The sequence below is a fragment of the Streptosporangium heterodermiicola genome, from assembly GCF_051390675.1.
GTDB lineage: Bacteria > Actinomycetota > Actinomycetes > Streptosporangiales > Streptosporangiaceae > Streptosporangium.
Genome location: NZ_JBPJSR010000001.1, coordinates 292,904 through 315,445 on the forward strand (window position 1 = coordinate 292,904; position 22,542 = coordinate 315,445).

22 protein-coding genes are annotated in these 22,542 nt (G+C 71.4%); 12 read left to right on the plus strand and 10 right to left on the minus strand.

All coding sequences use genetic code 11. The features are described from left to right. The first annotated feature begins 69 nt into the window (after window positions 1–69). From dhaK to ACSC1Q_RS01200, 3 genes are all read left to right on the plus strand, one after another. Window positions 70–1,062 (plus strand): dihydroxyacetone kinase subunit DhaK, encoded by a 993-nt coding sequence (dhaK, locus tag ACSC1Q_RS01190; RefSeq protein WP_436756756.1) that lies wholly within the window; start codon window positions 70–72, stop codon window positions 1,060–1,062. 154 nt (window positions 1,063–1,216) lie between these two features. Then, complete coding sequence (gene dhaL / locus ACSC1Q_RS01195) at window positions 1,217–1,873, plus strand: dihydroxyacetone kinase subunit DhaL (RefSeq protein WP_436756757.1); 657 nt, start codon at window positions 1,217–1,219, stop codon at window positions 1,871–1,873. A 199-nt stretch (window positions 1,874–2,072) separates the two neighbouring features. After that, a complete protein-coding gene (locus tag ACSC1Q_RS01200; RefSeq protein ID WP_436756758.1) occupies window positions 2,073–2,444 on the plus strand; it encodes a PTS-dependent dihydroxyacetone kinase phosphotransferase subunit DhaM in 372 nt (123 codons plus the stop codon). A 183-nt stretch (window positions 2,445–2,627) separates the two neighbouring features. On the opposite strand, the gene ACSC1Q_RS01205 is transcribed toward ACSC1Q_RS01200, so the two are convergent. Together ACSC1Q_RS01205 and ACSC1Q_RS01210 are read right to left on the minus strand one after the other, a co-directional pair. Continuing rightward, entirely contained in the window at window positions 2,628–2,990 is a 363-nt protein-coding gene (locus ACSC1Q_RS01205; RefSeq protein WP_436756759.1) for a hypothetical protein, read from the minus strand. Window positions 2,991–3,313: 323 nt separating this feature from the next. Next, on the minus strand, window positions 3,314–4,399 hold the full coding sequence (locus ACSC1Q_RS01210; protein ID WP_436756760.1) for a hypothetical protein: 1,086 nt from the start codon (window positions 4,397–4,399) through the stop codon (window positions 3,314–3,316). A gap of 275 nt (window positions 4,400–4,674) precedes the next feature. On the opposite strand from ACSC1Q_RS01210, the gene ACSC1Q_RS01215 reads away from it, so the two are divergent. Together ACSC1Q_RS01215 and ACSC1Q_RS01220 are read left to right on the plus strand one after the other, a co-directional pair. Further along, window positions 4,675–5,052, plus strand: a complete 378-nt coding sequence (locus ACSC1Q_RS01215) for a hypothetical protein (protein WP_350967302.1) — start codon at window positions 4,675–4,677, stop codon at window positions 5,050–5,052. A gap of 64 nt (window positions 5,053–5,116) precedes the next feature. After that, complete coding sequence (locus ACSC1Q_RS01220; protein WP_436756761.1) at window positions 5,117–6,301, plus strand: serine hydrolase domain-containing protein; 1,185 nt, start codon at window positions 5,117–5,119, stop codon at window positions 6,299–6,301. 103 nt (window positions 6,302–6,404) lie between these two features. Here the strand turns inward: ACSC1Q_RS01220 and ACSC1Q_RS01225 are convergent, their stop codons facing one another. Together ACSC1Q_RS01225 and ACSC1Q_RS01230 are read right to left on the minus strand one after the other, a co-directional pair. Continuing rightward, window positions 6,405–7,244, minus strand: a complete 840-nt coding sequence (locus ACSC1Q_RS01225) for a cellulose binding domain-containing protein (RefSeq protein WP_436756762.1) — start codon at window positions 7,242–7,244, stop codon at window positions 6,405–6,407. A gap of 172 nt (window positions 7,245–7,416) precedes the next feature. Next, window positions 7,417–8,034 carry a TIGR03086 family metal-binding protein gene (locus ACSC1Q_RS01230; protein ID WP_436756763.1) on the minus strand — a complete coding sequence of 206 codons (618 nt, stop codon included), beginning with the start codon at window positions 8,032–8,034 and terminating at the stop codon, window positions 7,417–7,419. Window positions 8,035–8,143: 109 nt separating this feature from the next. Between ACSC1Q_RS01230 and ACSC1Q_RS01235 the strand changes: the two genes are divergently transcribed. Beyond that, window positions 8,144–9,136, plus strand: coding sequence for a helix-turn-helix transcriptional regulator (locus ACSC1Q_RS01235; RefSeq protein ID WP_436756764.1), 993 nt, complete (start codon window positions 8,144–8,146; stop codon window positions 9,134–9,136). Between the two features lie 666 nt (window positions 9,137–9,802). On the opposite strand, the gene ACSC1Q_RS01240 is transcribed toward ACSC1Q_RS01235, so the two are convergent. From ACSC1Q_RS01240 to ACSC1Q_RS01255, 4 genes are all read right to left on the minus strand, one after another. Continuing rightward, window positions 9,803–10,174, minus strand: a complete 372-nt coding sequence (locus tag ACSC1Q_RS01240) for a Scr1 family TA system antitoxin-like transcriptional regulator (protein ID WP_436757224.1) — start codon at window positions 10,172–10,174, stop codon at window positions 9,803–9,805. Next, window positions 10,120–10,668 (minus strand): DUF6879 family protein, encoded by a 549-nt coding sequence (locus tag ACSC1Q_RS01245; RefSeq protein ID WP_436756765.1) that lies wholly within the window; start codon window positions 10,666–10,668, stop codon window positions 10,120–10,122. The genes ACSC1Q_RS01240 and ACSC1Q_RS01245 overlap by 55 nt, the downstream gene beginning before the upstream one ends. Continuing rightward, window positions 10,665–10,865, minus strand: coding sequence for a hypothetical protein (locus ACSC1Q_RS01250; protein ID WP_436756766.1), 201 nt, complete (start codon window positions 10,863–10,865; stop codon window positions 10,665–10,667). The genes ACSC1Q_RS01245 and ACSC1Q_RS01250 overlap by 4 nt, the downstream gene beginning before the upstream one ends. A gap of 354 nt (window positions 10,866–11,219) precedes the next feature. Beyond that, window positions 11,220–11,474 carry a Smr/MutS family protein gene (locus tag ACSC1Q_RS01255; protein ID WP_329093428.1) on the minus strand — a complete coding sequence of 85 codons (255 nt, stop codon included), beginning with the start codon at window positions 11,472–11,474 and terminating at the stop codon, window positions 11,220–11,222. A 495-nt stretch (window positions 11,475–11,969) separates the two neighbouring features. On the opposite strand from ACSC1Q_RS01255, the gene ACSC1Q_RS01260 reads away from it, so the two are divergent. Next, window positions 11,970–15,278, plus strand: a complete 3,309-nt coding sequence (locus tag ACSC1Q_RS01260; RefSeq protein WP_436756767.1) for a S8 family serine peptidase — start codon at window positions 11,970–11,972, stop codon at window positions 15,276–15,278. A 176-nt stretch (window positions 15,279–15,454) separates the two neighbouring features. On the opposite strand, the gene ACSC1Q_RS01265 is transcribed toward ACSC1Q_RS01260, so the two are convergent. Then, window positions 15,455–15,883: a CBS domain-containing protein gene (locus tag ACSC1Q_RS01265; RefSeq protein ID WP_436756768.1), complete on the minus strand. Its 429-nt coding sequence runs from the start codon at window positions 15,881–15,883 to the stop codon at window positions 15,455–15,457. 94 nt (window positions 15,884–15,977) lie between these two features. Then, window positions 15,978–17,177 carry a PucR family transcriptional regulator gene (locus tag ACSC1Q_RS01270; RefSeq protein WP_389907232.1) on the minus strand — a complete coding sequence of 400 codons (1,200 nt, stop codon included), beginning with the start codon at window positions 17,175–17,177 and terminating at the stop codon, window positions 15,978–15,980. Between the two features lie 184 nt (window positions 17,178–17,361). Between ACSC1Q_RS01270 and ACSC1Q_RS01275 the strand changes: the two genes are divergently transcribed. From ACSC1Q_RS01275 to ACSC1Q_RS01295, 5 genes are read left to right on the plus strand one after another with little or no spacing between them, the layout of a single operon-like run. Further along, entirely contained in the window at window positions 17,362–18,195 is an 834-nt protein-coding gene (locus tag ACSC1Q_RS01275) for an ABC transporter ATP-binding protein (RefSeq protein ID WP_436756769.1), read from the plus strand. Then, window positions 18,192–19,106 (plus strand): ABC transporter ATP-binding protein, encoded by a 915-nt coding sequence (locus ACSC1Q_RS01280; protein WP_436756770.1) that lies wholly within the window; start codon window positions 18,192–18,194, stop codon window positions 19,104–19,106. The genes ACSC1Q_RS01275 and ACSC1Q_RS01280 overlap by 4 nt, the downstream gene beginning before the upstream one ends. Beyond that, window positions 19,103–19,993 (plus strand): branched-chain amino acid ABC transporter permease, encoded by an 891-nt coding sequence (locus tag ACSC1Q_RS01285; protein WP_436756771.1) that lies wholly within the window; start codon window positions 19,103–19,105, stop codon window positions 19,991–19,993. Before ACSC1Q_RS01280 ends, ACSC1Q_RS01285 begins: the two co-directional genes overlap by 4 nt. Further along, the gene (locus ACSC1Q_RS01290) at window positions 19,986–21,122 is read left to right on the plus strand and encodes a branched-chain amino acid ABC transporter permease (protein ID WP_436756772.1); all 1,137 of its coding nucleotides are present in this window, start codon (window positions 19,986–19,988) and stop codon (window positions 21,120–21,122) included. Before ACSC1Q_RS01285 ends, ACSC1Q_RS01290 begins: the two co-directional genes overlap by 8 nt. A 4-nt stretch (window positions 21,123–21,126) precedes the next feature. Further along, the gene (locus ACSC1Q_RS01295) at window positions 21,127–22,404 is read left to right on the plus strand and encodes an ABC transporter substrate-binding protein (protein ID WP_436756773.1); all 1,278 of its coding nucleotides are present in this window, start codon (window positions 21,127–21,129) and stop codon (window positions 22,402–22,404) included. Window positions 22,405–22,542: the final 138 nt, after the last annotated feature.

Below are 22,542 nucleotides of genomic sequence, written 5' to 3' on the forward strand. Positions count from 1 at the left end.
CCTGCGGGGCGCCGACGCGGTCACGGCCGATGCTTGCCATCGCCCGCGAACAGGGCGAGTTTGGGAACTGTGAAAAAGCTCATCAACGATGTCGAGTCCGTCGTTCCCGACGCGCTGCGCGGCGTCGCGGCGGCCCATCCCGGGCTGCGGGTGGACGTGGACAACCAGATCGTGTTCCGGGCCTCGGGGCCGCGCCCCGGCAAGGTGGGCCTGGTGTCCGGCGGCGGGTCGGGGCACGAGCCGCTGCACGCCGGATTCGTGGGGTACGGCATGCTCGACGCGGCCTGCGCCGGTGAGATCTTCACCTCCCCGGTGCCCGACCAGATGATCGAGGCCACCGCGGCGGTGGACGGCGGGGCGGGCGTCCTGCACATCGTGAAGAACTACACGGGCGACGTGCTGAACTTCCGGATGGCCGCGGAGCTGAGCGGCGAGGAGGGGGTTCAGGTGGAGAGCGTGCTGGTCGACGACGACGTGGCCGTGCGCGACTCCCTCTACACGGCGGGACGCAGGGGCACCGGCGCCACGCTGTTCGTCGAGAAGATCGCCGGGGCGATGGCCGAGACCGGCGCGCCGCTCGCCGAGGTCGCGCGGGTGGCCAGGGAGGTCAACGCCCGCAGCCGCTCCTTCGGGGTCGCGCTGAGCCCCTGCACCACGCCCGCGGCGGGCATGCCCACCTTCGACCTCGCCGACACCGAGATCGAGCTGGGCATCGGCATACACGGCGAGCCCGGCCGGACGCGCTCGGCCATGCGCCCGGCCCGCGAACTGGTCCACCTGGCGATGGACGCGATCCACGAGGACCTGCCGATCTCCGGCGACACCCTCGTCATGCTGAACGGCATGGGCGGCACGCCGCTGATCGAGCTGTACGTCGCCTACGCGACCGTCGTGGACCACCTGGCGGAGAAGGGCGCGCGGGCGGCGCGCAACCTCGTCGGCAACTACGTGACGAGCCTCGACATGCGGGGGTTCTCGATCACGGTCTGCCGGTTGAACGAGGAGCTCACCCGGCTGTGGGACGCCCCCGTCGAGACCCCCGCCCTGCGCTGGGGCCGCTGATGACCTCCCACACGAACGCCGCGACGGACGCCGGAACGAGCACCGCTCCGGGCACCGACACGAACACCCGCAGGAACACCGATACGAACACGACACCGGCACGAACATCGACACCGGCACCGACACGAACATCGACACCGACACGGACGCCGAGATGAACACCGCGCTGGACACCGCCCTTTTCACCGCCTGGATCGAGGAGACCGCCAGGACCGTCGCCGCCGAGAAGGAGCGGCTGACCGGCCTGGACGCCGCGATCGGCGACGCCGACCACGGCGCCAACCTCGACCGGGGCCTCACCGCGGTCGCCGCGGTCCTGGCCGCCGGGGAACCCGGCACCCCGGGATCCCCGGGGTCCCCGGGATCGCTGCTGGTGCTGGTGGGCAACACCTTGATCCGCAAGGTCGGCGGGGCGTCCGGTCCCCTGTACGGCACGGCGTTCCGCGAGGCGGGCAAGGCGCTCGGCGACACCCCCGAGGTGTCCGTCGCGCAACTCCACGCCGCCCTGGAGGCCGGGCTCGCCGGGGTACGGAAGCTGGGGTCCGCGGCCGAGGGCGACAAGACCATGGTGGACGCCCTCGCCCCGGCCGTACGGGCACTGGAACAGGCCGTCCAGGACGGGAAGGACACCGCGGAGGCGATCGGCGCCGCGGCGGAGGCGGCCCGCACCGGAGCCGAGGCGACGATCCCGATGCAGGCCCGCAAGGGGCGGGCCAGCTACCTCGGGCCGCGCAGCGTGGGCCACGAGGACCCCGGCGCCGCCTCCACCGCGCTCATCCTCTCCGCCCTGCACACGGTGGCGACGCGATGACCCGCACGAGGAGCACCAGACCGCGACCGCTACGAGACCCGGCTCCGCCCGAACGTGGTGCGATGATCCGCACCACGGCCACCGGGCGCTCCCGCCAGGTTCCCGCGCCCGCCGGGCGGTCACGGCCTTTCCCGTCCGAGGCGGGTGGCCGCGGGGCCGTACCCGAGGGCGGGCCGGTCCGCGGGCACGCGGTGAGCCCGTGGTAGGCATCGTCCTCATCTCGCACAGCGGCCCGCTGGCGGCCGAGGTGGCGCTGCTGGCCTCGCGGATCGGCGGCTCGAACGTCCCGCTGGCCGCCGCGGGCGGCACCGACGACGGCGGCCTCGGGACCAGTCCGGACCTGGTGGCGGCGGCGATCGAGGAGGTTGACCGGGGAGACGGGGTGATCCTCATCCCCGACCTGGGAAGCTCGGTGCTCACCGCCCGGCTCTTCGCGGACGAGCGGGTGGTCGTCGCCGACGTGCCGTTTGTGGAGGGGACGATCTCGGCCGTCGTGTCGGCGGGCACCGGCTCCCCGCTGCGGGCCGTGCTCGCGGCGGCCGAGGAGGCGAGGACCTTCCGCAAGCTCTGACGCGGAACTCTCACGCGGAACTCTGACGTGAAAACCCCCGCACTCCGGGGAGAGCGGGGGTTCCGGCGTGCACGAGGCCGGGGCCGCCGGTGCGGGCCGCGATTCCGGCGTACGCGCCGGGCGAGGCCGGTCAGTGCGGCCCCGGGTTCCGGCGTACGCGCGAGGCGTACGCGCGAGGCGGGGCTAGCGCGTGGCCAGCAGGCCGTCCAGCAGGCCGAGGACGGCCTGGACCGGAGGGGGCGTGGTGCCGAACTCCACGTCGGTCCCGCTGACGGAGTCCATCACGCTGACCGAGCTCTGCGGCAGCCCCCAGCGCTCACCGCCGTCGTGACCCACGCCGACCTCGATACCGGCGAAGGTGACGTACTCCCAGTTCTTGAGCTCCCTCCTGAGCGCCTCGTGACCGCGCACGGTGGCCCACTCGGCGACGGCCGCGAGGATGTCGCTGAGCGTGTTCTCGCGCTCCTTCAGGTCTCCGGACTGGAGTTCCTCGATCAGGCGGTCCAGCTCGGCGCGCTGGGCGAGGAGTGCGTTGAGGTCGCTCATAGGGGAGCCTTTCAGGGGAGGTGAGAAGTATGCGGGTGGAAGCGGCGCGTTCTGTTGAGGGTCGTTCACGAGAGGATCGGGCCTCCACCCGGGCAGAACCCCGCCGCGATCCGCGAGCTGCCGGAGGCTTCGCCGATCACTGGAGAGGACATTGCCGTCATGCGTCACATAATGGTGCCGTACGAGCCCACCCGGCGTCGATCCGTCTTGGGGAATCATCACCGCTCAGAGGCATCTGGCATCAGGACGGCCCCTCGCGGCGGCGTCGTCGCGCGGGTCAGGGTACGGCGTCGCGAGCGCGGGCGGTGAGGTCGAGATACCCCTCACGGCCCAGCGTACGGACCTCGAAGCCGAGCCCGTGCCGCGCGGCGAAGCGGTGCGCGTCCTCCAGCGGCCAGGGACCGGGCAGGTGGCGGACGGGCCTGCCCTCGCCGTCCACCACGAACAGCCCGGACAGCCTCTCGTACCGGTAGGCCATCAGGCCGGACGCGCAGCGTCCCGCCTAGCGCGGACAGCCCCCGCCACGCGAACCAGCCGCCCGTCGTGACGACGTAGGCCATCGCGAACAGCCCCGCCGTCCCGGCACAGGCCGCGACGATCTTCTTGGCCCTGGACATCCTGGGGACGGCCAGCCCGGTGAGACGCGTCCAGCTCGGGGCCCGCCTGCTCAGCATTGCGCGCACCACCCTCGACGGCGCCACCAGGACGTCGTGCACGGGAAGTCCCCGCCCGGCCGCGAAGGCGGCCACCTCGTGGGCCGGCCACTCGCCCGGGAGGTCGGCGAGCACCAGCCCGTCGGCGTCGAGCAGGGCGAGCCCGGTGAGGAAGCGCGTCTCCTCCTTGCCGGAGACGAGCAACCGGCGCTCGTACCGGTAGTGGTACAGGGAGGCGGGCATGAGCCGCAGCGCACGCCCCGCCACCGGATCCGCCGCGACCAGCGTCCGGCCGTCCCAGCTGAGCGTGGTCGCGGGGCAGGGCGTGCCCTCCAGCGCCCCGTCGCACGGCCGGAGCTCGCCGGACACCTCGTCGTACGGCCGGAGCCGGAGCACCACCTCGTGAGGAGAGTGGGCGCCACGCACCGGCAGCCCCGCGTCCGCCGTGTCGCGCCATCCCCGCGCCCGGGTCTCGACGTCGGCGTACCCCTCCCGCTCCGTGACGTGGGGCCGGTACTCGAAGAGCAGCCCGGCGTGCGCGGCGAACGCCTCCACCAGATGACGGGATCTGGCCCCCGGGGAGTCGAGCATGCCCCTTCCCCCGGCGTTCATGACCGCGATCCCGTAGACGACCCCGTTCTCACGGGGAAGGCGGTACGTGACCAGGCGGGCCGCGCGTTCCTCACCGGTGAGCGGCAACCGGATCGGATGGCGCCCCGGTACGTCGACGACGAGACAGTCTCCGTCCACACGCATCTCACACCCGCCCCCGGCGAGCGATCGTGTCACCCCTATCGCTACCCCCGCCTTCCCCGTGGCGATGCCCCGCTCTTCCCGAATGACGGATAAAGCAGCCATAGAGTTCCACCGCCGAAGAGAACCTTGTCTCCTTTGTTGACGATGTTTCGTCGCCTTCCCTGATATCGTCTACGACAGGGACAAAGTTCGACACGTCAGGTGAGCGAGGCTCCGCCTCCGGCGTGGTGGGAGCGGGCCCCACCAAGGAGGCCGGACAGACAAGTTGGTGCGCCATGACCGAGCACTTCCTCGGCGTTCTCGGCATCGGCGAGGCGCTGGGGGTGAGCCGGCACGCGGTGCACAAGTGGCGCTCCCGCTATCCGGGCGATTCGCGGCACCCCTTTCCCGAGCCCGACGTCGAGGTCGACGGAGCCCCCGGCTGGCGGGCCGACCGGCTGGAGGAGATCGCGCGGTGGCGCGACGGCCTGCCGGGCCGTGGCGCGGGCGGAGGCCGTCCTTCCGCCGCGCGCCAGGAGTACCTGAGAGCGGCGGCGGCGCACGGCCTGGACCGGGACGAGGCGGTACGCGCGCTCGTCACGTTCACCGAGGAGTTCCCCGAGATGACCGAGCCGGAGATCCGCGCCTGGCTCATCGGGAAATGGCGCGGGTGACACCCTCCGGCGACACACTTCAAGGCACGTTTCAAGGCACACTCCAAACGGAAGGCGACGACGCATGCCCGAAGTCGGCGGGACCACCGCACCGGGGTTCGAAGGAGTGCGTGAGGCGTTCGCGGCCAACCTGGCCGGCGGGCAGGAGGTGGGCGCCGCGGTCGGCGTCTACCTGCACGGCAGGAAGGTCGTCGACCTGTGGGGCGGGATCGCCGACCCCGCGACCGGCCGCCGCTGGGAGCACGACACGCTCCAGGTCGTCTTCTCCACCACCAAGGGCGTCACGGCCGCCTGCGCGCACCTGCTGGCCCAGCGGGGCGAGCTGGACCTCGACGCGCCCGTCGCCGACTACTGGCCGGAGTTCGCGGCGAACGGGAAGGAGCGCGTCCCGGTCCGCTGGCTGCTCACCCACCAGGCCGGGCTGCCCGCGCTCGACCACCCGATCACCCCGGCGGAGGCGATCGCCTGGGAGCCGATGGTGACCGCCCTCGCCGCCCAGCGCCCCCTCTGGGAGCCGGGCACCGCGCACGGCTACCACGCGCACACCTACGGCTGGCTGGTCGGGGAGGTCGTCCGCCGGGTGACCGGCCGCAGCCTCGGCACCTTCCTCGCCGAGGAGATCGCCGCGCCGCTCGGCCTGGACCTGTGGATCGGGCTGCCGGAAAGCGAACTGCCCCGGGTCAGCCGGATCGTCGCCGCCCCCGTCGACCTGGACGCGTTCGCCCGGATCGACCTGGACTCCCTGCCCGGGCCCGTACGCGAGGTGATGCGGGCCTACGCCGACCCCACCTCGCTGACCAGGCGGTCGACGAGCGTCATCACGCCGATGCCGAACCACGACGACCCCGCCGAGCAGGTCGCCGAGATGCCCTCGACCAACGGCATCTGCACGGCCCGCGCGCTGGCCCGTTTCTACGCCGCGCTCATCGGCGAGGTCGACGGGCATCGCGTTCTCACGCCGGACACCCTGGCCTCGGCGACCGCGGAACAGGCCGGCGGCGTCGACCGGATCCTGCGGGTGCCGGTCCGGATCGGCACCGGTTTCGGCCTGCCGACCCCCGACGCCTTCTGGTACGGCCCGACCGCCTTCGGGTTCCCCGGCTACGGCGGATCGCTCGGCTTCGCCGACCCGGCGACCGGCCTCGCCTTCGGCTACGTCATGAACCACATCCAGGAAGGCGTGCCCGACCGCAGGGCCGCCGACCTCCTCGACGCGGTCCGCGACGCCGTCAAGGCCCAGGCCCGCTGAGACAGGCGTCGTGCGCGACTCGTACGACGGCCAGAGCGACCGGGCTCGGCCGGGCTCGGACCGGCGGTCCTGGCGGTGCCGCGCCGGCACCGCCAGGACACGGTCAGCCGGTGGCGCAGGCCCTTCCGTTGAGACCGAAGCCCACGGGGGCGGGCGGGGGCCCGCTGGAGGAGGCGACGAACCCGGCCTGGATCGACGAACCGGCGGGGATGACCCTGTTCCATTGCTTGCCCGTGCCGGTGAACCGGGAACCGGCCTGGGCCCAGTCCGCCGACCAGCCCGAGGTGAGGCGTACGGCCGACGTCGGGTAGTCGACCGTCAGCGTCCAGCCGTCGATCGCGGTCGTGCCGGTGTTGCGCACGGTGACCTGCGCGGACAGCCCCGAGCCCCACGTCGTCGCGCGGTAGGACACCGTGCACGTCGGGCCGGGCGTCGGCGTCGGGCTCGGCGAGGGGAGACCTTCCCTGGCCAGGACGGACAGCGGGTCGGACGGCGCGCTGAGGTTGCCGGCCGCGTCCCTGGCGACCACGACGTAGGTGTAACGCTGCCCGACGACCAGGCCGGTCTCGGTGAAAAGCAGGAAACCGGGAGAGACCGTGCCGACCTTGGTGTAGGTCGTCGCGATCTCGCGGTAGACGTCGTACGCCGTCACCGCCACGTTGTCGCTCGACGGCTGCCAGCAGAACGCGGCGCCCCGGAAGTCCCACAGGCAGGGCTCGCTCAGGCCGGTCGGCTTGGAGGGAGGCACCCGGTCACCGGGTGAGGGGCTCGGCGAGACGGCCGGGGTCGTCCCGGCCGTCGCGTACGGGGCGCCCCTCGCCGGGACGGCGGCCAGGGCCGTACCTCCGGCCGGGCCGATCGCCGGAATGGCGACGAGTGACGCCAGGGTGAGGAGTCCGAAGGCGAGAAGGACCGCCACCAGGGATCGCCTGCCGAATTGCATGATTCCCCTATCGAACCGCGTCGGCGTATGACCCCCCGCAGGGATTGTGAATCATCCCCGGCAGCCCGTAAAGCCGCGATTTCACCGGGCGAGGAAAGCGCAGGTGGACGGACTGGACGGACTGGACGCCCCGGCTCGTTCGGGGATCGGCGTTGAATCGGCCGCTGGATCGTCAGCGCGGGGTGCGGCCGAGGTAGCGGAGCAGGTCGTCGGCGACCGGCGTGGAGGAGGGACCCCCGTCGGTCTCGACCACCGCCGCGTAGGCGCCCCACTGGCGCAGCGGTTCGACGATCCCCCGCGCAGCGGCGAGAAGGTGACCGGCGAGCTCGTCGTCGAGGGGTGACGGCTGCCCCGTGGCGATCGCGATGTCCCACGCGTGTACGGCGGCGTCGAGCGCGCACATCACCGCGGCGACCGGAGTGGGCAGGTCACCGTGCGGCAGCGGCGTCGGAACGGTCTCGGTGTCGTCGGCGACCGTCGCCCACGCCGCGGCGGTCTGCTCGACGGCGTCCCGCACCAGCTCCGCCGCGGTGCCGTCGACGGCTCCGGAAGGCGAGAAGGGGTCGCAGGCCGGGCCGTTCCCGATGCCGAGCATCTTCGCGTAGGCGAGCTGGTCACCCGCGGCGTGCTGGATCACCTGGGTGACCGTCCATTCCGAACACGGCGTGGCGTTGTCCCACTGGCCGTCCCGCACACCCGCGACGCTGTTCTCCAGCGCCAGGTAGGAGACGGCCAGCACCTCACGCCAGACCGGCCACAGGGAGGTGACGGTAGCGGTGGTGATGTTCATGATCTCGCCTTTCGATCTCTTCCTTGCCTGTGACACCAATCTATGGGCCTATTAGGCTACTTTCGTGCCTAATAGGCATCCGGATGAGATGCGGGATGGGAAAAGATCGATGGCTCCGACGACGACCCGAGTGCTGCGCCTGCTGTCCCTGCTGCAGGACCGGTCCCACACCGGCCGCGAGCTCGCCGAGCGCCTCGGCGTCACCGGACGCACCCTGCGGCAGGACATCCAGCGCCTCCGCGAACTCGGCTATCCGGTGCACGCCGCGCGCGGCGCGGTGGGCGGGTACCGGCTCGGACAGGGCGCGAAGATGCCCCCGCTGCTGCTCGACGACGACGAGGCGGTGGCCGTGGCGCTCGCCGTCGGCCTGGCCGAGGACGGCTCCACCGGGATCACCGACATCGACGCCAGCCTCACCCGGGCGCTCGCCAAGCTCCAGCAAATCCTCCCGAAACGCCTGCAGCGCAAGGTGACCGCCCTGCGCTCGGCCACCGCGGTCGGGCCCGCCACGGTCGGCTCCCGCGAGCCGGACGCCCCGGTGCCCGCCGAGACCCTCACCGTCGTCGCGGGCGCGATCCGCGACGGCGCGACCCTGCTGGCGACCCGCGCCGAAACCGGGACCGGGACCGAGGTGGAGGTGGAGGTGGAGGTGGAGGTGGAGCCCTACCGTCTGATCAGCTGGCGCCGCCGCTGGTTCCTGGTCGCCTACGACCTCGGCGCGCACGCCTGGAGGGCGCTGCCCGTAGCCGACCTGACCGGCGTCCGGGCCGCGTCCCGCCGCTTCGCGCCCCGCTCCCTGCCCGACGAGGACCTGGTCGCCTTCGTCCTGCGCGAGGTCGCGCGGACCGGCTGGAAGGTGCACGCCCGCGTCACCGTCCTCGCCCCCGCCGAGACCGTGATCGCCCGCATCAACCCCGCCGTCGGCGTCGTCGAGGCCGTCGACTCCCACACCAGCGTCCTCGTCACCGGCGCCGACGCCCTGGAGACCATCGCCGTCTACCTCAGCATGCTGATGATGGACTTCCGCGTCGACGGCCCGCCCGAACTGGTCGCCCACATCCGCACCCTCGCCCGCCGCTACACCGAAGCCCTCGACGGGTAGGGCCCGGCCCGGCGCTCGTCTGGAGGTGCACCGAAACGGCATGCCGGGCGTCGGGGCGTTCGCTCCTTGGCCAGCTGGGCGGCGAGGACGACCACCTCCGGCATCTGAGGCGGATGCCTGAATGTGGAGGTGCCCCCGCCCGGAGGACGAGTCGAGGCGGGGGCACCGGTCGCGGCCGGCGTTCAGCACACGTCCTGTCCCTGAGACGCCACTCCGGCCGCGATCAACCCCCACGGACGGCCCTTGGTTGCACACCACCGCCCGCGGAGAGTTCAGGAAGTGAGTGTTGACCGGCCCGCCCTCGGTGCACCCGCTCCACCTGGGTGGCCGGCACCGCGGCGAGCGCCTCGGCGGAGAAGCACATGAAGCTCTCGCAGACGCCTGAGGCCTTCCGCTTCTCTGTCAGCGGGGCGCGCAGCTTGGCGTGCCAGACGGGCGCGGACAAGTCGGCCACACAAGTGATGTCCCAATGCGCCAGGGCGGGAACGCGCGGGCGATGTGCAGCAGGAGGGCGTGGGCCTGGTCGTCGGCCGGCAGGGGCGGCTCAGGAAAGGAGGCCATGCTCAGGACGGTGGGGCGGACCGGCACGCACCTTGAAGGACGGTGCGCCAAGATGCGCCCGCGCGGCGATGCCCGTGTGAAGCGAGCACCTTGCCGCACTTTCTGCTAGTTGCCGGGCACCAGGTCATCCGGCGCGCGGTCGATCAGCGCCCGCGCCTCCCTGCCGTAAACCGCCGCGTCGGCGAGCCGGGCGAACGAGCCCAGGTAGGCGTTCACCTCGCTCGCCTGGGTGATGGTGAGCTCAGCGGTGAGAGTCTCGACCGAGACGTGCCGGTCGTCGAAGATGTGGAATCCGTGGACCGGCTCGACCGGGTAACGGACCTCGAAGGAGATGACGCCGAGGCGGATCGTCCGCATCGTCGAGGCGACCGCCAGCCTCTCCAGCTGACCGGCCAGAACCTCGACCGGGCACAGGCGAAGCTTCAGGACGGACTCGGTGATGACGAAGTGGAAGCGTCGGCCGGTGGAGTAGATGATCTGCTGTGGCGGCGGGCCACATCCCGGTAGTAGCGGTGCTTCACGACCACGGCCGGATCGTCGATGAGGTCAGCACCGAGGAGCACGTCGTCATCGTCGAACGTCAAGATGAGCAGCGTAGTGGAGTCGATCAGCCGGAAGTCGCGCTCGGGCAGATCAAGTCCGGCCGCCTGGTGGCGGGGCAGATATCCGATGTCCTCGCCCGCTGCGGTGTTGTACGTCGCCAGGGCGAGCCCGAACCGTGTGCAGTCGCCGTGTGGTTCGGACACCACCCGGACCCGGTCCATTCGCTGACCGCCGGCCAGCCGGGGGCCGAGCTCCTCGACCCAGTCCGACATGCAGGAGTCGTCCAACTGCCCGTTGCCCAGGAAGCGGTGCAAGACCTCGGCCTCGGACGGTTCGTTGTAGCGGTCGCGGACCTCCAGCCGGAACGCCGTGTGCTTGAAGCCGAGAACCAGCTCGGTGAATTCGGGGCGGTCGACGAATCGAGTCACTCGGGCTTCCGCGCGAAGGTGAGGAGGTGGGCGGGGACTTCCACGTAGAACTCATCGTCCTGGAGACCGGCCAGGTCGGCGATCGCTTCCTGGTCGGTGACGCGCTTGCCCTGGACGACGTACGTGCCCCGGTCGGTGGCGTACAGGGCGGGGCAGCCGCTTTTTCCGCTGGAGGTGCCGACCAGGGTGAGTCTCATGGTTGCGCCTTCCGGTGGGGTTGGCGCGTTCGACTCTGATGCTCAACTGTGCTGGAACATGCGTCAAGATGCTCCGCGGCTTGGTCAGCGTGACGCCCTCGCGCAGGGTGAGGAGGCAACCACCCCGAGAGGAACCGTTTCCAAGCCGGCACAGACACAAGCTCGTCGGCGTACGCGGAGCGCCCGAGGAACTCGTCAAACGGGTACGCGAAAAAACGCCGGACGGCGACCCAGGGCACACGGAGGGCACGTCACCTTGAGATCGCCCGCGATTCAACAAGACCTGGTGAGACAAGAAATCCCAGGTCAGAGGCGGTTCAGGTTAAGCCTCCGCAGGTCGGAGAACCGCCCTTCCTACTTGTAGCGGAAGTAGACGAAGAGGCGGCCGTGGTTCTTGGCGTCCTTGTCGATGCGGTGGTAGAGGGCCTTGATCTCCTTCTGCTCCAGGAAGCGCAGGACCTTCTTCTTCAGCTGGCCCGAGCCCTTGCCGGGGATGATCTCGACCTCGGTGGCCTTCTTCCTGATGGCCTCGTCGATGATGCCCCGCAGCGCCTTGTCGATCTCCCCGCCCTTGTTGTAGAGGGGGTGTAGATCAAGCTTGAGCTTCAACCGAGCCTCCCGCGTGTCAGGTGGGGCCAGTTTACGCGGGGCGGGCCGCCTCACCCTCTCAGCCGCCCCGCTCTCTCGGCCGCCCCGCTCTCTCAGCCGCCTCACCTTCGCGGCGGGCCCCGGCGATCAGGCCTCAGCGATCACAGCCACCCGCGGTCTCACATCGCGCCGGTACGGAGAAGGCCCGGAGCCGTTGGACCTCCGGGATACCGGATCACCTGTCGAGTCTGCGAGCAAATTTGACTAATTCCTACGATTATTGTGTCAATTTAATGATCTAGGCAAACAAATGCCCTCTAGTTAGGCTCTCTGTCATGATCGGCCGCCTTTACCGGGTGGCCGATCGCGCGTCACCCACCGGGGAGGGTCACGGCCTTCCGGCATGCCCTGCCCCGGGCGCGTACGGCTGGCATCCCTCCCTGCGGCTCAGCGGTTCATGCGTGCCTACAGGAGGTCTCGTTGGCCAGGAAGCCCTACTCACCGAGGATCAGACGCGTGGCGGTACTCGCCGCCGGCGTCGGGCTCGTCGCGGCGATGGCGCCGCCGGCGAGCGCCGATCCCACTCCCACCCCCACGCCGTCCACCAAGTGGACGGCGACCCCCCTGACCGGAGGTGAGCCGGTCCAGGGCGCGAAGTCCCCCACCGGCAAACTCGCCCGGAGTGACGAGGGGCTGCTGAAGTCGACCTCGGGCGCCACGGTCAACGTGATGGTCAAGCTCGACTACGACTCTTTCGCCGCCTATCAGGGCGGTCTCGAAGGACTTCCCGCGACGAGTCCGGCGAAGACCGGAAAGGCTCTTGACGTCAAGAGCGGCGACGCGAAGAAATACCAGAAGCACATCGAGGACGTCGAGAACACGTTCCTCGCCGAGCTGGCCAGGAACGTTCCAGGCGCCAGGGCGGGCCAGAAGCTGCGGACCGTCTACGGCGGCATCGCGCTGCGCGTCCCCGCCAACAAGGCGGCCTCGCTGCTGAAGCTGCCCGGGGTGGCCGCCGTCCAGGAGGACAAGCCCGAGCAGCCGCTGACCGACTCCAGCCCCGCGTTCATCGGAGCGCCCGCGATCTACAGCAAGCTGGGCGGCAGCTCCTCGTCGGGCAAGGGTGTCATCGTCGGCATCCTGGACTCCGGCGCCTGGCCCGAGCACCCCCAGTTCGCCGACCCCGGCACGCTGCCCGCCGCGCCCGCGACCAAGGACGGCACGCCGCGCGTCTGCAACTTCGGCGACAACCCGCTCACCCCGGCGGCGGACCCGTTCGTCTGCAACCGGAAGATCATCGGTGGCGCCCCGTTCCTGGACACCTACAACGCGAACGTCGGCGGCGAGACCTTCCCCGACAGCGCCCGCGACTCCAACGGCCACGGCACCCACACCGCGACGACCTCGGCGGGCGGCCCGGTGGCCGACGCGAACCCGCTCGGCATCAGCCGCGGGCCGATCCACGGCATCGCCCCGGCGGCGCACGTGTCGGTCTACAAGGTCTGCGGCGAGAGCGGCTGCTACCCCTCCGACTCCGCCCAGGCGGTCGGCCGGGCCATCCTGGACGGCGTCCGAGTGATCAACTTCTCGATCTCCGGCGGCACCTCCCCCTACAGCGACCCGGTGGAGCTGGCCTTCCTCGACGCGTACTCGGCGGGCGTGCTCGTCTCGGCCTCGGCGGGCAACGCCGGTCCCGGCGCGGCGACCGTCAACCACGTCAGCCCGTGGGTGACCACGGTGGCGGCCTCCACGCAGACCAGGACCTTCCAGTCGACGATCACGCTGTCCGGTTCCGGCGGCGCGACGGCCACGGTGAAGGGCGCCTCCATCACCCCGGGCATCGCCTCCGCGCTGCCGGTGGTGCGGGCCTCGGCGCCGCCGTACTCCAACCCGCTCTGCACCGCCCCCGCTCCCCCCGGCCTGTTCACCGGGAAGATCGTCGTCTGTGAGCGCGGTCCCAACCGGGTCCTGAAGGGCTTCAACGTCCGGCAGGGCGGCGCGGCCGGGATGATCCTGTACAACGCCACCCCGCTCGACGTGATGACGGACAACCACTGGCTCCCCTCCGTCCACGTCGACAAGCCGGAGGGTGACGCCCTGCTCGCGTTCCTGACGGCCAATCCGAGCACGACGGCCTCGTTCACCCAGGGCACCAAGGCCACCTGGCAGGGCGACGCGATCACCACGTTCTCCTCGCGCGGCCCCGGCGGCGACTTCCTCAAGCCGGACGTCACCGCCCCCGGCCTGCACATCCTGGCCGGTCAGACGCCGTTGCTGGAGGGTCCGGCCGGTGGTCCCCCGGGCAACCTGTACCAGGTCATCTCGGGCACCTCGATGTCGTCGCCGCACGTCGCGGGCTCCGCGGCCCTGGTGTTCGCGCTGCACCCGGACTGGACCCCGGGCCAGGTGAAGTCCGCGCTGGAGACGACGGCCAAGACCTCGGTCACCAAACAGGACCGCGTCACCCCGGCCGACCCGTTCGACACCGGCGGCGGGCGCATCGACCTGACCAAGGCCGGCGACCCCGGCCTGACCCTGAACGAGACGGGCGAGAACTTCACCGCCTCGGCCGACGACCCGCTGAACCGCATCGACCTGAACCTGCCATCGGTGAACGCCCCGATCATGCCGGGTCTCATCACCGCCAAGCGGACGTTCACCAACGTCACGGACAAGACGCTCACCTTCACCGCCACGGGCACGACCGTGAGCGGCGCGAACATCACGGTGCTGCCGCCGCTGTTCAGCGTGAAGGCGGGCAAGAGCGTCAATCTCAGCGTGGTGATCACCGCACCGGACCTGCCCGAGGGCCAGTACTTCGGCCAGGTGAACCTCAAGCAGGTGGGCGGCTCGCGCAACCTGCACCTGCCGGTCGCGTTCGTCCGCAAGGAGGGCGCCATCCCGGTGGACCAGACCTGCGCACCGGCCACCATCCCGCGCAACACCGGCGAGTCCACCTGCACGGTGACCGTGCAGAACGACACCCTGGAGAACGCCGAGGTCACGGCGGTCAGCACGCTTGACGGCAGGCTGCGCCTGAACTCGGTGACCGGCGCCACCAAGGTCGGTTCCCAGATCGCGACGGCGAAGGCCACCCTCGCGGCGAGGCAGCCGGACAGGCCGGGCATCGCCCCGGGCACCGGCCCGGCGCCGTACCTGCCGCTCGACGCCTTCGGCATCGCGCCGACGCCGATCGGCGACGAGCAGGCGCTCAACTTCACCGTGCCCCCGTTCCAGTACGCGGGCAACACCTACACCAGGCTCGGCATCGTCTCCAACGGCTACACGATCGCCGGGGGAAGCTCGGGCTCGGCCGACGTGGCGTTCCAGCCGCAGACCCTGCCCGACCCCGCGACCCCGAACAACGTGCTCGCCCCCTACTGGACCGACCTGGACGGCACCGGCGCGCCGGGCCTCTACGTCGGCACGCTGACCGACGGCGTGAGCGACTGGCTCGTCGTCGAGTGGCGGCTCAACCTCTACGGCACGAGCGACCTCAAGGTCTTCCAGCAGTGGATCGGCCTGAACGGGACCGAGGACATCACCTACACCTACGACCCGGACAACCTGCCCGGCGATCCCCCGGCGGGCTACGGCCTCACCGTGGGCGCCGAGAACGCCGACGGCACCGCGGGCGGCCAGATCACCGGCCCGCCGACCGAGGACCTCCGGGTGTCCAGCACGCCCGGCGCCCCGGGAGGCAGCCTGAGCTACACGATGAAGATCAAGGGCGTCAGCCCCGGGATCGGGACGGTGACGACGGGCACGTCGACACCGCAGGTCAAGGGCCTGACGATCGAGGTGGACAGGATAACCGTCCAGTAGCGAGAACGTGATGGGCCCGGCGCGCCGCGCCGGGCCCATCCGGGCTCACGGAAAATCCGGGCCTGTCCGACGCTCACGGGCTCGAACCCGTCAGGACCCGCGATCCCGGACCCGCTCGGGCTCGCGGGCTCTGGCCTGTCGGTGCTCACGATCCCGGCCCGTCCGGGCTCACGGGCTCAGCGGTGGAGATAGTCGACCAGGTGGGCCTTCTCGGTCTCCAGGGCCTCGATGGAGCTCTTGACCACGTCGCCGATGCTCACGATCCCGGCCAGCCGGCCCGCGTCCACGACCGGCACGTGCCGGATGCGGTGCGTGGTCATCGTCTGGCGGAGGTCGTCGACGTCGGCGTCGGGCGGGCAGGTGCGGACCTCGGTCGTCATGATCGACGACACCGGCTCGTCCAGCACGCCGGCGCCGCGGTCGTGCAGCCGCCGTACGACGTCGCGCTCGGAGACGATGCCCGCGATGGACGAGCCGTCCTCGGACACCACCACGGCACCGATGTTCTTCTCGGCCAGCATGGCCAGCAGCGCGGTGACCGTCGCGTCGGGGCGGACGGTCGCCACCTCCGCTCCCTTGCCCTGCAGAATCGTACCGATCAGCATTGACACCACCTCGGTTCAGCCTGGCGCGAGTATCCCTCTCCCTTGCCCCTTAGCGCCCCACGCTAAGCGCGCGGGAGGGCAAAGTGTGTGATTGTCAGGTGACGGGCAGCAGCCGTACGGCGTCGAGGGCGAGGGTGAGCTCCACGATGTCGAGCGGGCGCGCGAGCGAGCGGCCGGTGAGCTGCTCGATGCGGCGGATGCGGTTGAAGACCGTGTTGCGGTGGCAGTACAGCTGCCCCGCGGCGCGCATGGCCGAGCCCTCGCACCGCAGCCACGCCTCCAGGGTGCCGAGGAGCACCTCCCGGTCGGCCTGGTCGAGGGCGAGGATGGGCCGCAGCACAGCGCCGCTGAGGTGACCGGCGAGCTCGGGCTGGCTGACCACCAGCGCGGCGGGCAGCCTGTCCTCCAGCCTGGCGATCTCCGGGCCCTCGCCCACGCAGGTTCGCAGGGCCAGCTCGGCGAGCCGCCTGGCGCGGCCCAGTTCGGCCAGCCCCTCCACGACCGGGCTGATCCCCGCGCATCCGGTGACGTGCGGGCGGAGCTCCTCCGCCAGGTCGTCCATGTTCGCGTCGTGCAGCAGCACGACCGACACCTCGTAGTCGGGACGCATCCGCCACAGCAGGCGCATCACGCCCAGGGCGGTCGGCCGGGGGGCGTCGTCCCCGTGGTCGTGGCGGCCGGGCAGCCGGGTGATGACGACGGCGTACCGTCCCAGCTCGGGCAGGTCGAGCCCGGCGGCGGCGCTGCGGACGAGGGCGGCGTCGACCCGGTCCTCCAGGAGCGCGTCGAGCAGGGCCTGGACCCTCTCGGCTGTGCGGCCGAACATCTCGGCCTCCCGTCTTCGGTAGGCCTCGGCGGCGGCGATCGCCTGCCTGTCGATGGCGTGCCACACCTTCGTGGCGCTGCGGAGCAGGACCGGCAGGCTGTCCGACTCCTCTTCGGCGACCACGTCGATGAGACCGTCCCACATCACCTGCGCGGAGAGCCGGTAGCTGCGCAGCAGGGAGTCCATCGGCAGTCCCTGCTCGGCCCTGCGCCGGGCGGTCTTCTCCGCCTGCGGCAGGTCACACCGTTCGGAGCGGGGCAGCAGGATGGCGCCGATACCGTCCCGCATCGCCTCGTAGACGCTCTGCCAGTGGTCGTCGGTGGGGACCATCCGCCGGTACGCCTCGTCGGTGTCGCGGATCTTCGCGACAAGCTCGTCGGTGAGCTCGGGAAGTCTCCGCAACAGCCTGCGGGCGGCCAGGCGCATGATCCTGCGTACTTCGTCGTCCGTAACCGGCCGGGTCCCCATCTGGGGATCGTGACAGCAAGGCACCTGGCCGAACAAGGTTCTGTTCTGTTTCGTGACCCGGGGTTGTGCGCACGCACAACCGGCACCCGCCCCGCATGGGCGCCCGCCCCGACTTCACCCTGCCCTCTGGACGCCGGTGAAGCGCCTCGGTTGGGTGCGTTCATCGGCTGTCAGGAGGCAACGCATGGACGTGCACGACCCTCGCCCGACCGGAGATTCCGGGCTGGTCGTCAGGGATCTGGCGGTGAGTTACGGCCCGGTCCTGGCCCTGCGGGGTGTGTCGCTGAACGTCCCGCGCGGTTCGGTCGTCGCGGTGCTCGGCGGCAACGGCGCGGGGAAGTCGACCCTGCTGCGCGCCGTGTCGGGCACCCTCAGGTTCCACCGGGGCGGGATCACCGCCGGTGAGGTCGGGTTCGGCGGTACGCGGCTGTCCGGCGCCGCCACCTCGGCCGTCGTCGCGAGAGGCGTCGTCCAGGTGCCCGAGGGGCGCAGGGTCTTCGCGCGGATGACCGTGGAGGAGAACCTGAGGGCCGGAGCCCTCGGCGCGCCCGGCCGGCGGTCGGCTGCCGAGGCGAGGGAGGGCGTGCTCGCGCTCTTCCCCGTGCTCGCCGAGCGCGCCGGGCAGCGCGCGGGCCTGCTGTCCGGAGGCGAGCAGCAGATGCTCGCCATCGGCCGCGCGCTGATGGCGAGGCCGAGGATGCTGCTGCTGGACGAGCCCACCCTCGGTCTCGCGCCGATGATGGCCGCCAGGATCGCCGACACCGTCCGCGAGATCAACGCGCGGGGCACCACGGTGCTCCTGGTGGAGCAGAACGCCGCGATGGCCCTCTCCCTGGCCTCGTACGCCTACGTGCTGGAGGTCGGCGAGGTGGTGCTGTCGGGACCGGCCGCCGAACTCGCCGCGAGCGACGAGGTGCGCCGCCGCTACCTGGGCATCGAGGACCCGGTCCCGGTCGTCCCGGGATCGCCGGAGAACCCGGTGGCCGCCCGCCCGGCACTGGCGAGGTGGTCCGCGTGAGTGACACATACCAACCGGACGGTACGGATACTTCCATTCCCCGGCTCGACGTGCGTGACGTGACCGTGCGCTTCGCCGGGCTCACCGCGCTGGACGCCGTCGGCTTCAGCGTCGAGCCCGGCAGCGTCCACGCGGTGATCGGGCCCAACGGGGCGGGCAAGTCGACCTGCTTCAACGTCCTGTCGGGCGTCTACCGGGCCACCTCGGGCAGCGTGCGGTTCGGCGACGCGGAGCTGACCTCCCTGGCCCCGCACCGCATCGCCGCCCTGGGGGTGGCGCGCACCTTCCAGAACATCGCCCTGTCGCCGCGCCTGTCGGTGCGGGACAACCTGATGCTCGGCCGCCACCGCCTGACCCGCGCCGGGTTCGTCTCGGCCGGGCTGCGGCTGCCGTCGGCCCGGCGCGAGGCCGCCGCGCACGGCGAGCGGGTGACCGAGATCGCGGCGTTCGTCGGGCTCTCCGAACGGCTGGCCACACCCGTCGGGCTGCTGCCGTACGGCGTGCAGAAGCGCGTGGAGCTGGCGCGGGCCCTGTGCGTGGAGCCCAGGCTGCTGCTGCTGGACGAGCCGGTCGCCGGCATGAACGGCGGCGAGCGCCGCGACATGGCCGAGCTGATCGTCGCGGTGCGGGAGAGCCTCGGCATCTCGATCCTGCTGGTCGAGCACGACATGGGGATCGTCATGCGGCTCGCCGACGCGGTGACGGTCCTGGACTTCGGCAGGCGCATCGCGGACGGGTCCCCCGGCGAGGTGCAGAACGACCCCGAGGTGGTCCGCGCCTACCTGGGCGCGGCGGCGGAGAGCACCCCGGCCACGGACACCCTGGTCGAGGAAGCGCCGGCCGAGAACACGACGACCGGAAGCACCGCGAGCGAGAGCACCGCGGGCAAGGACGAGGAGGTCGCTTCGTGATCACTTTTCTCGAACTCCTGGTGAACGGCATCTCCGTCGGAGCTGTGTACGCGCTGATCGCCCTGGGCTTCGTCATCATCTTCAAGGCGACAGAGGTGGTGAACTTCGCGCACGCCTCGCTGCTGCTGGTCGGCGGCTTCATCGTGGCGAAGCTGCACCCGTCGGCGGGCTTCTGGACGGCCCTGCTGCTGGGCGTAGCCGGGGCGGCCGTCGTGGGCGCCCTCATCGAGTTCCTGATCATCCGCAGGGCGAACGTCGCCTCGCACAGCGTGCTGGCGATCGTGACGATCGGCGTCGACATCGTGCTGACGACCGAGCTGACCAGGCGGATCGGCACCGACGTGCTCGCCCTCGGCGATCCGTGGCACGACCGGGTGCTGCACCTGGGGGCCGTCAGCGTCGCCCAGACCCGGGTGGTCGCGCTCGCCGTCGCCGCGGCCCTGATCACCGTGTTCCTGCTCGCGTTCAAGTACACGAACTGGGGCATCGCCATGCGCGCCACCGCGGAGGACGCGGAGACCGCCGCGCTGATGGGCGTGCGGCGCGGGCGGGTCTCCATGGGGGCCTGGGCGGTCGCCGGGGCGCTCGCCGCCGTCGCCGCGCTCTTCCTGTGCGTCTTCCCCACCCCGGGACTGGACCGCAGCACCACGTTCGCGGCGATGAAGGCGTTCCCCGCGGCGATCCTCGGCGGCCTCGACTCCACCACGGGCGCGCTGGCCGGAGGACTGATCATCGGCATCACCGAGGCCATGATGAGCGGCTACCAGAACGACCTGGCCTTCCTCGGCCGGGGCATCGGCGACGTCGCGCCGTTCCTCGTGATGATCGTTGTCCTGCTCATCCGCCCCGCGGGGCTGTTCGGGACGAGGGAGCTGGCACGTGTCTAAGAAGGTCATCCTCTCCTGCGTCGCGCTGGTCGCGGTGGCGATCGCCGTACCGTTCTACCTGGAGGGCTTCTGGCTGCAGGCCGGGCTCTTCGCGATGTCGGCGGCGATCGGCGCGATCGGCGTCAACCTGCTGACCGGCGCCACCGGGCAGCTGTCCATGGGCCACGCGTTCTTCCTCGCGGTCGGCGCGTACGCCTACGTCTACTTCGGCTCCGAGCCGGAGGGCGGCGCGCACGCCCTCGGCGGCCTGGGGCTGCCCACGCCCGTCGCGGCGCTGCTCGCGGTGCTCACGGCGGGTGTCGCGGGCGGGGTGTTCAGCCCCATCGCGGGACGCCTGAAGGGCGCCTACCTCGGCATCGCCACCCTCGCGCTGATCTTCGTCGGCCAGCACGTGCTGTTCAACGCCGAACCCGTGACGGGCGGCTACAACGGGCGGACGGTGCCGCCGATGGAGCTGTTCGGGTTCGCGTTCGCCGACACCCCCGAGCTGGTGGTGGCGCAGGTGCCGTTCGGGTCGCTGGAGCGGCTCTGGTTCCTGGGGCTGGTCCTGCTGACCGGCGCGGCGCTGTTCGCCCGCGGGGTGCTGCGCGGCCGTCCCGGGCGGGCGATGAACACCATCCGCGACCACGAGATCGCGGCCGGGGTGATGGGCGTGCCGGTGGCCCGCTACCGGGCCGGGGTGTTCGTGCTGTCGTCGATGTACGGCGGGCTGGCCGGGGTCCTGATCGCGCTCGTCTTCCAGCGCACCGTGCCCGACTACTTCGGCCTGCTGCTCTCCCTCGACTACCTCGCGATGATCATCATCGGCGGGCTCGGCTCCGTCGCGGGCGCGGTGATCGGCGCGATCTTCATCTCGATGCTCCCCCAGCTGCTCAGCCGCTACAGCGACGCCCTGCCGCTGGTGGCCGAGCCGGGCTCGGGCGGGGTGTCGCCCGCCGAGGCCGCCCGCATCCTGTACGGCGCCGCCGTCGTCGTCATCGTCCTGTTCCTGCCCGGCGGGCTGCTCGGCCTCGCCGGGCGCCTGCGCCTGGCGGTCGACCGGCGGCTCACCCCCGCCTCCGCCCGCCAAGCTCCCGCGACACCGAAGGCTCCGCTGTCTCCCTCCCCCTCCCCCGACACAAGGAACTGATGACATGGGAATCCCAAGAACCCCGGTCCGACGCATCGCGGTACTCGCCGCCCTCGCCCTGGCCGTCACCGCGTGCGCCAGCGAGAAGGCCACCGGGGGCAGCGGCGCCGCCCCCTCCGCCGTCGGGGGGGACGGCGTGAAGACGGGCCCCGGCGTCACCGCCGACAAGATCACGATCGGCCTGATGACCGACCTCACCGGCCCGTACGCCTCGTTCGGCAAGAGCCTGACCCAGGCGCAGCAGCTGTACTTCGAGCAGACGAACGCGGCCGGGGGCGTGTGCGGGCGGCAGTTGGAGGCGCTGGTGCGCGACCACGGCTACGACGCGCAGAAGGCGATCGCGGCCTACACCGAGATCGCCCCGAAGGTGGTGGCGATCGCCCACTTCGTCGGCTCGCCCATGGTCAACGCGCTCAAGCAGCGCATCGAGACCGACCAGATGTTCACCATCCCGCAGGCCTGGGCGACCGGGCTGCTCGGCAGCAAGTCGATCCAGGTCACCGGGACGACCTACGACATCGACATGATCAACGGGGTGGACTTCCTGGCCAAGGAGAAGGGCATCAAGTCCGGGGACAAGATCGGTCACCTGTACTTCGAGGGCGACTACGGCGAGAGCGCGCTGAACGGCTCCAAGTACGCGTCCGAGAAGCTCGGGCTCACGCTCGTGGAGCAGAAGATCAAGGCCACCGACCAGGACATGAGCGCCCAGGTAGCCGCGTTCAAGGCGGAGGGCGTCAAGGCCGTCCTGGTCTCCGTCGGCCCCAAGCAGACCGCCTCGCTCGTCGGCGTCTCGCTCGCCAAGGGCATGGACGTGCCGTTCGTCGGCAGCAACTCGGCCTACTCCCCGCAGCTGCTGCCCACCCCGGCCGGGCCCGCGCTGCTGAAGGACTTCTACTACATGACCGCCGGTACGCCGATCAGCTCCGACATGCCCGCCATGAAGAAGCTGGCCGCCGACTACGCGGCGAAGTACCCGGACACGGCCATCGACAGCGGCGTCCCCTCGGGCTACTCGGCGGCGGCGATCGTCGTCGACGCGCTCAAGAAGGCCTGCGAGGGCAAGGACCTGACCCGGGGCGCCGTGGTCGCCGCGCACCGCGGCCAGTCGTCCTGGGGGGCCGAGTTCGGCACGGTCATGGACTTCACCACCTTCGACAAGCCCGCCTCGCTGCTGTCGTACGTGGCCAAGCCGGACAAGGCGGCCCTGGGCGGCGCGGTCATCTTCAAGGAGGCCGCGACCTCCGACCTGGCCAAGGAGTACCAGGTCCCGGCCGGCTGACCGGTGATCCTCGGTGCGGCTCCGTACCCGCCGGGGTGCGGGGCCGCACCGCCCCGGACCGCCGCGGACCGCCGCGGCGAGGACCGGAACCTCCGCGCCCGGAGTGCGGGGCCGCGCAGCCCCGGGCTAGCGTGGGGG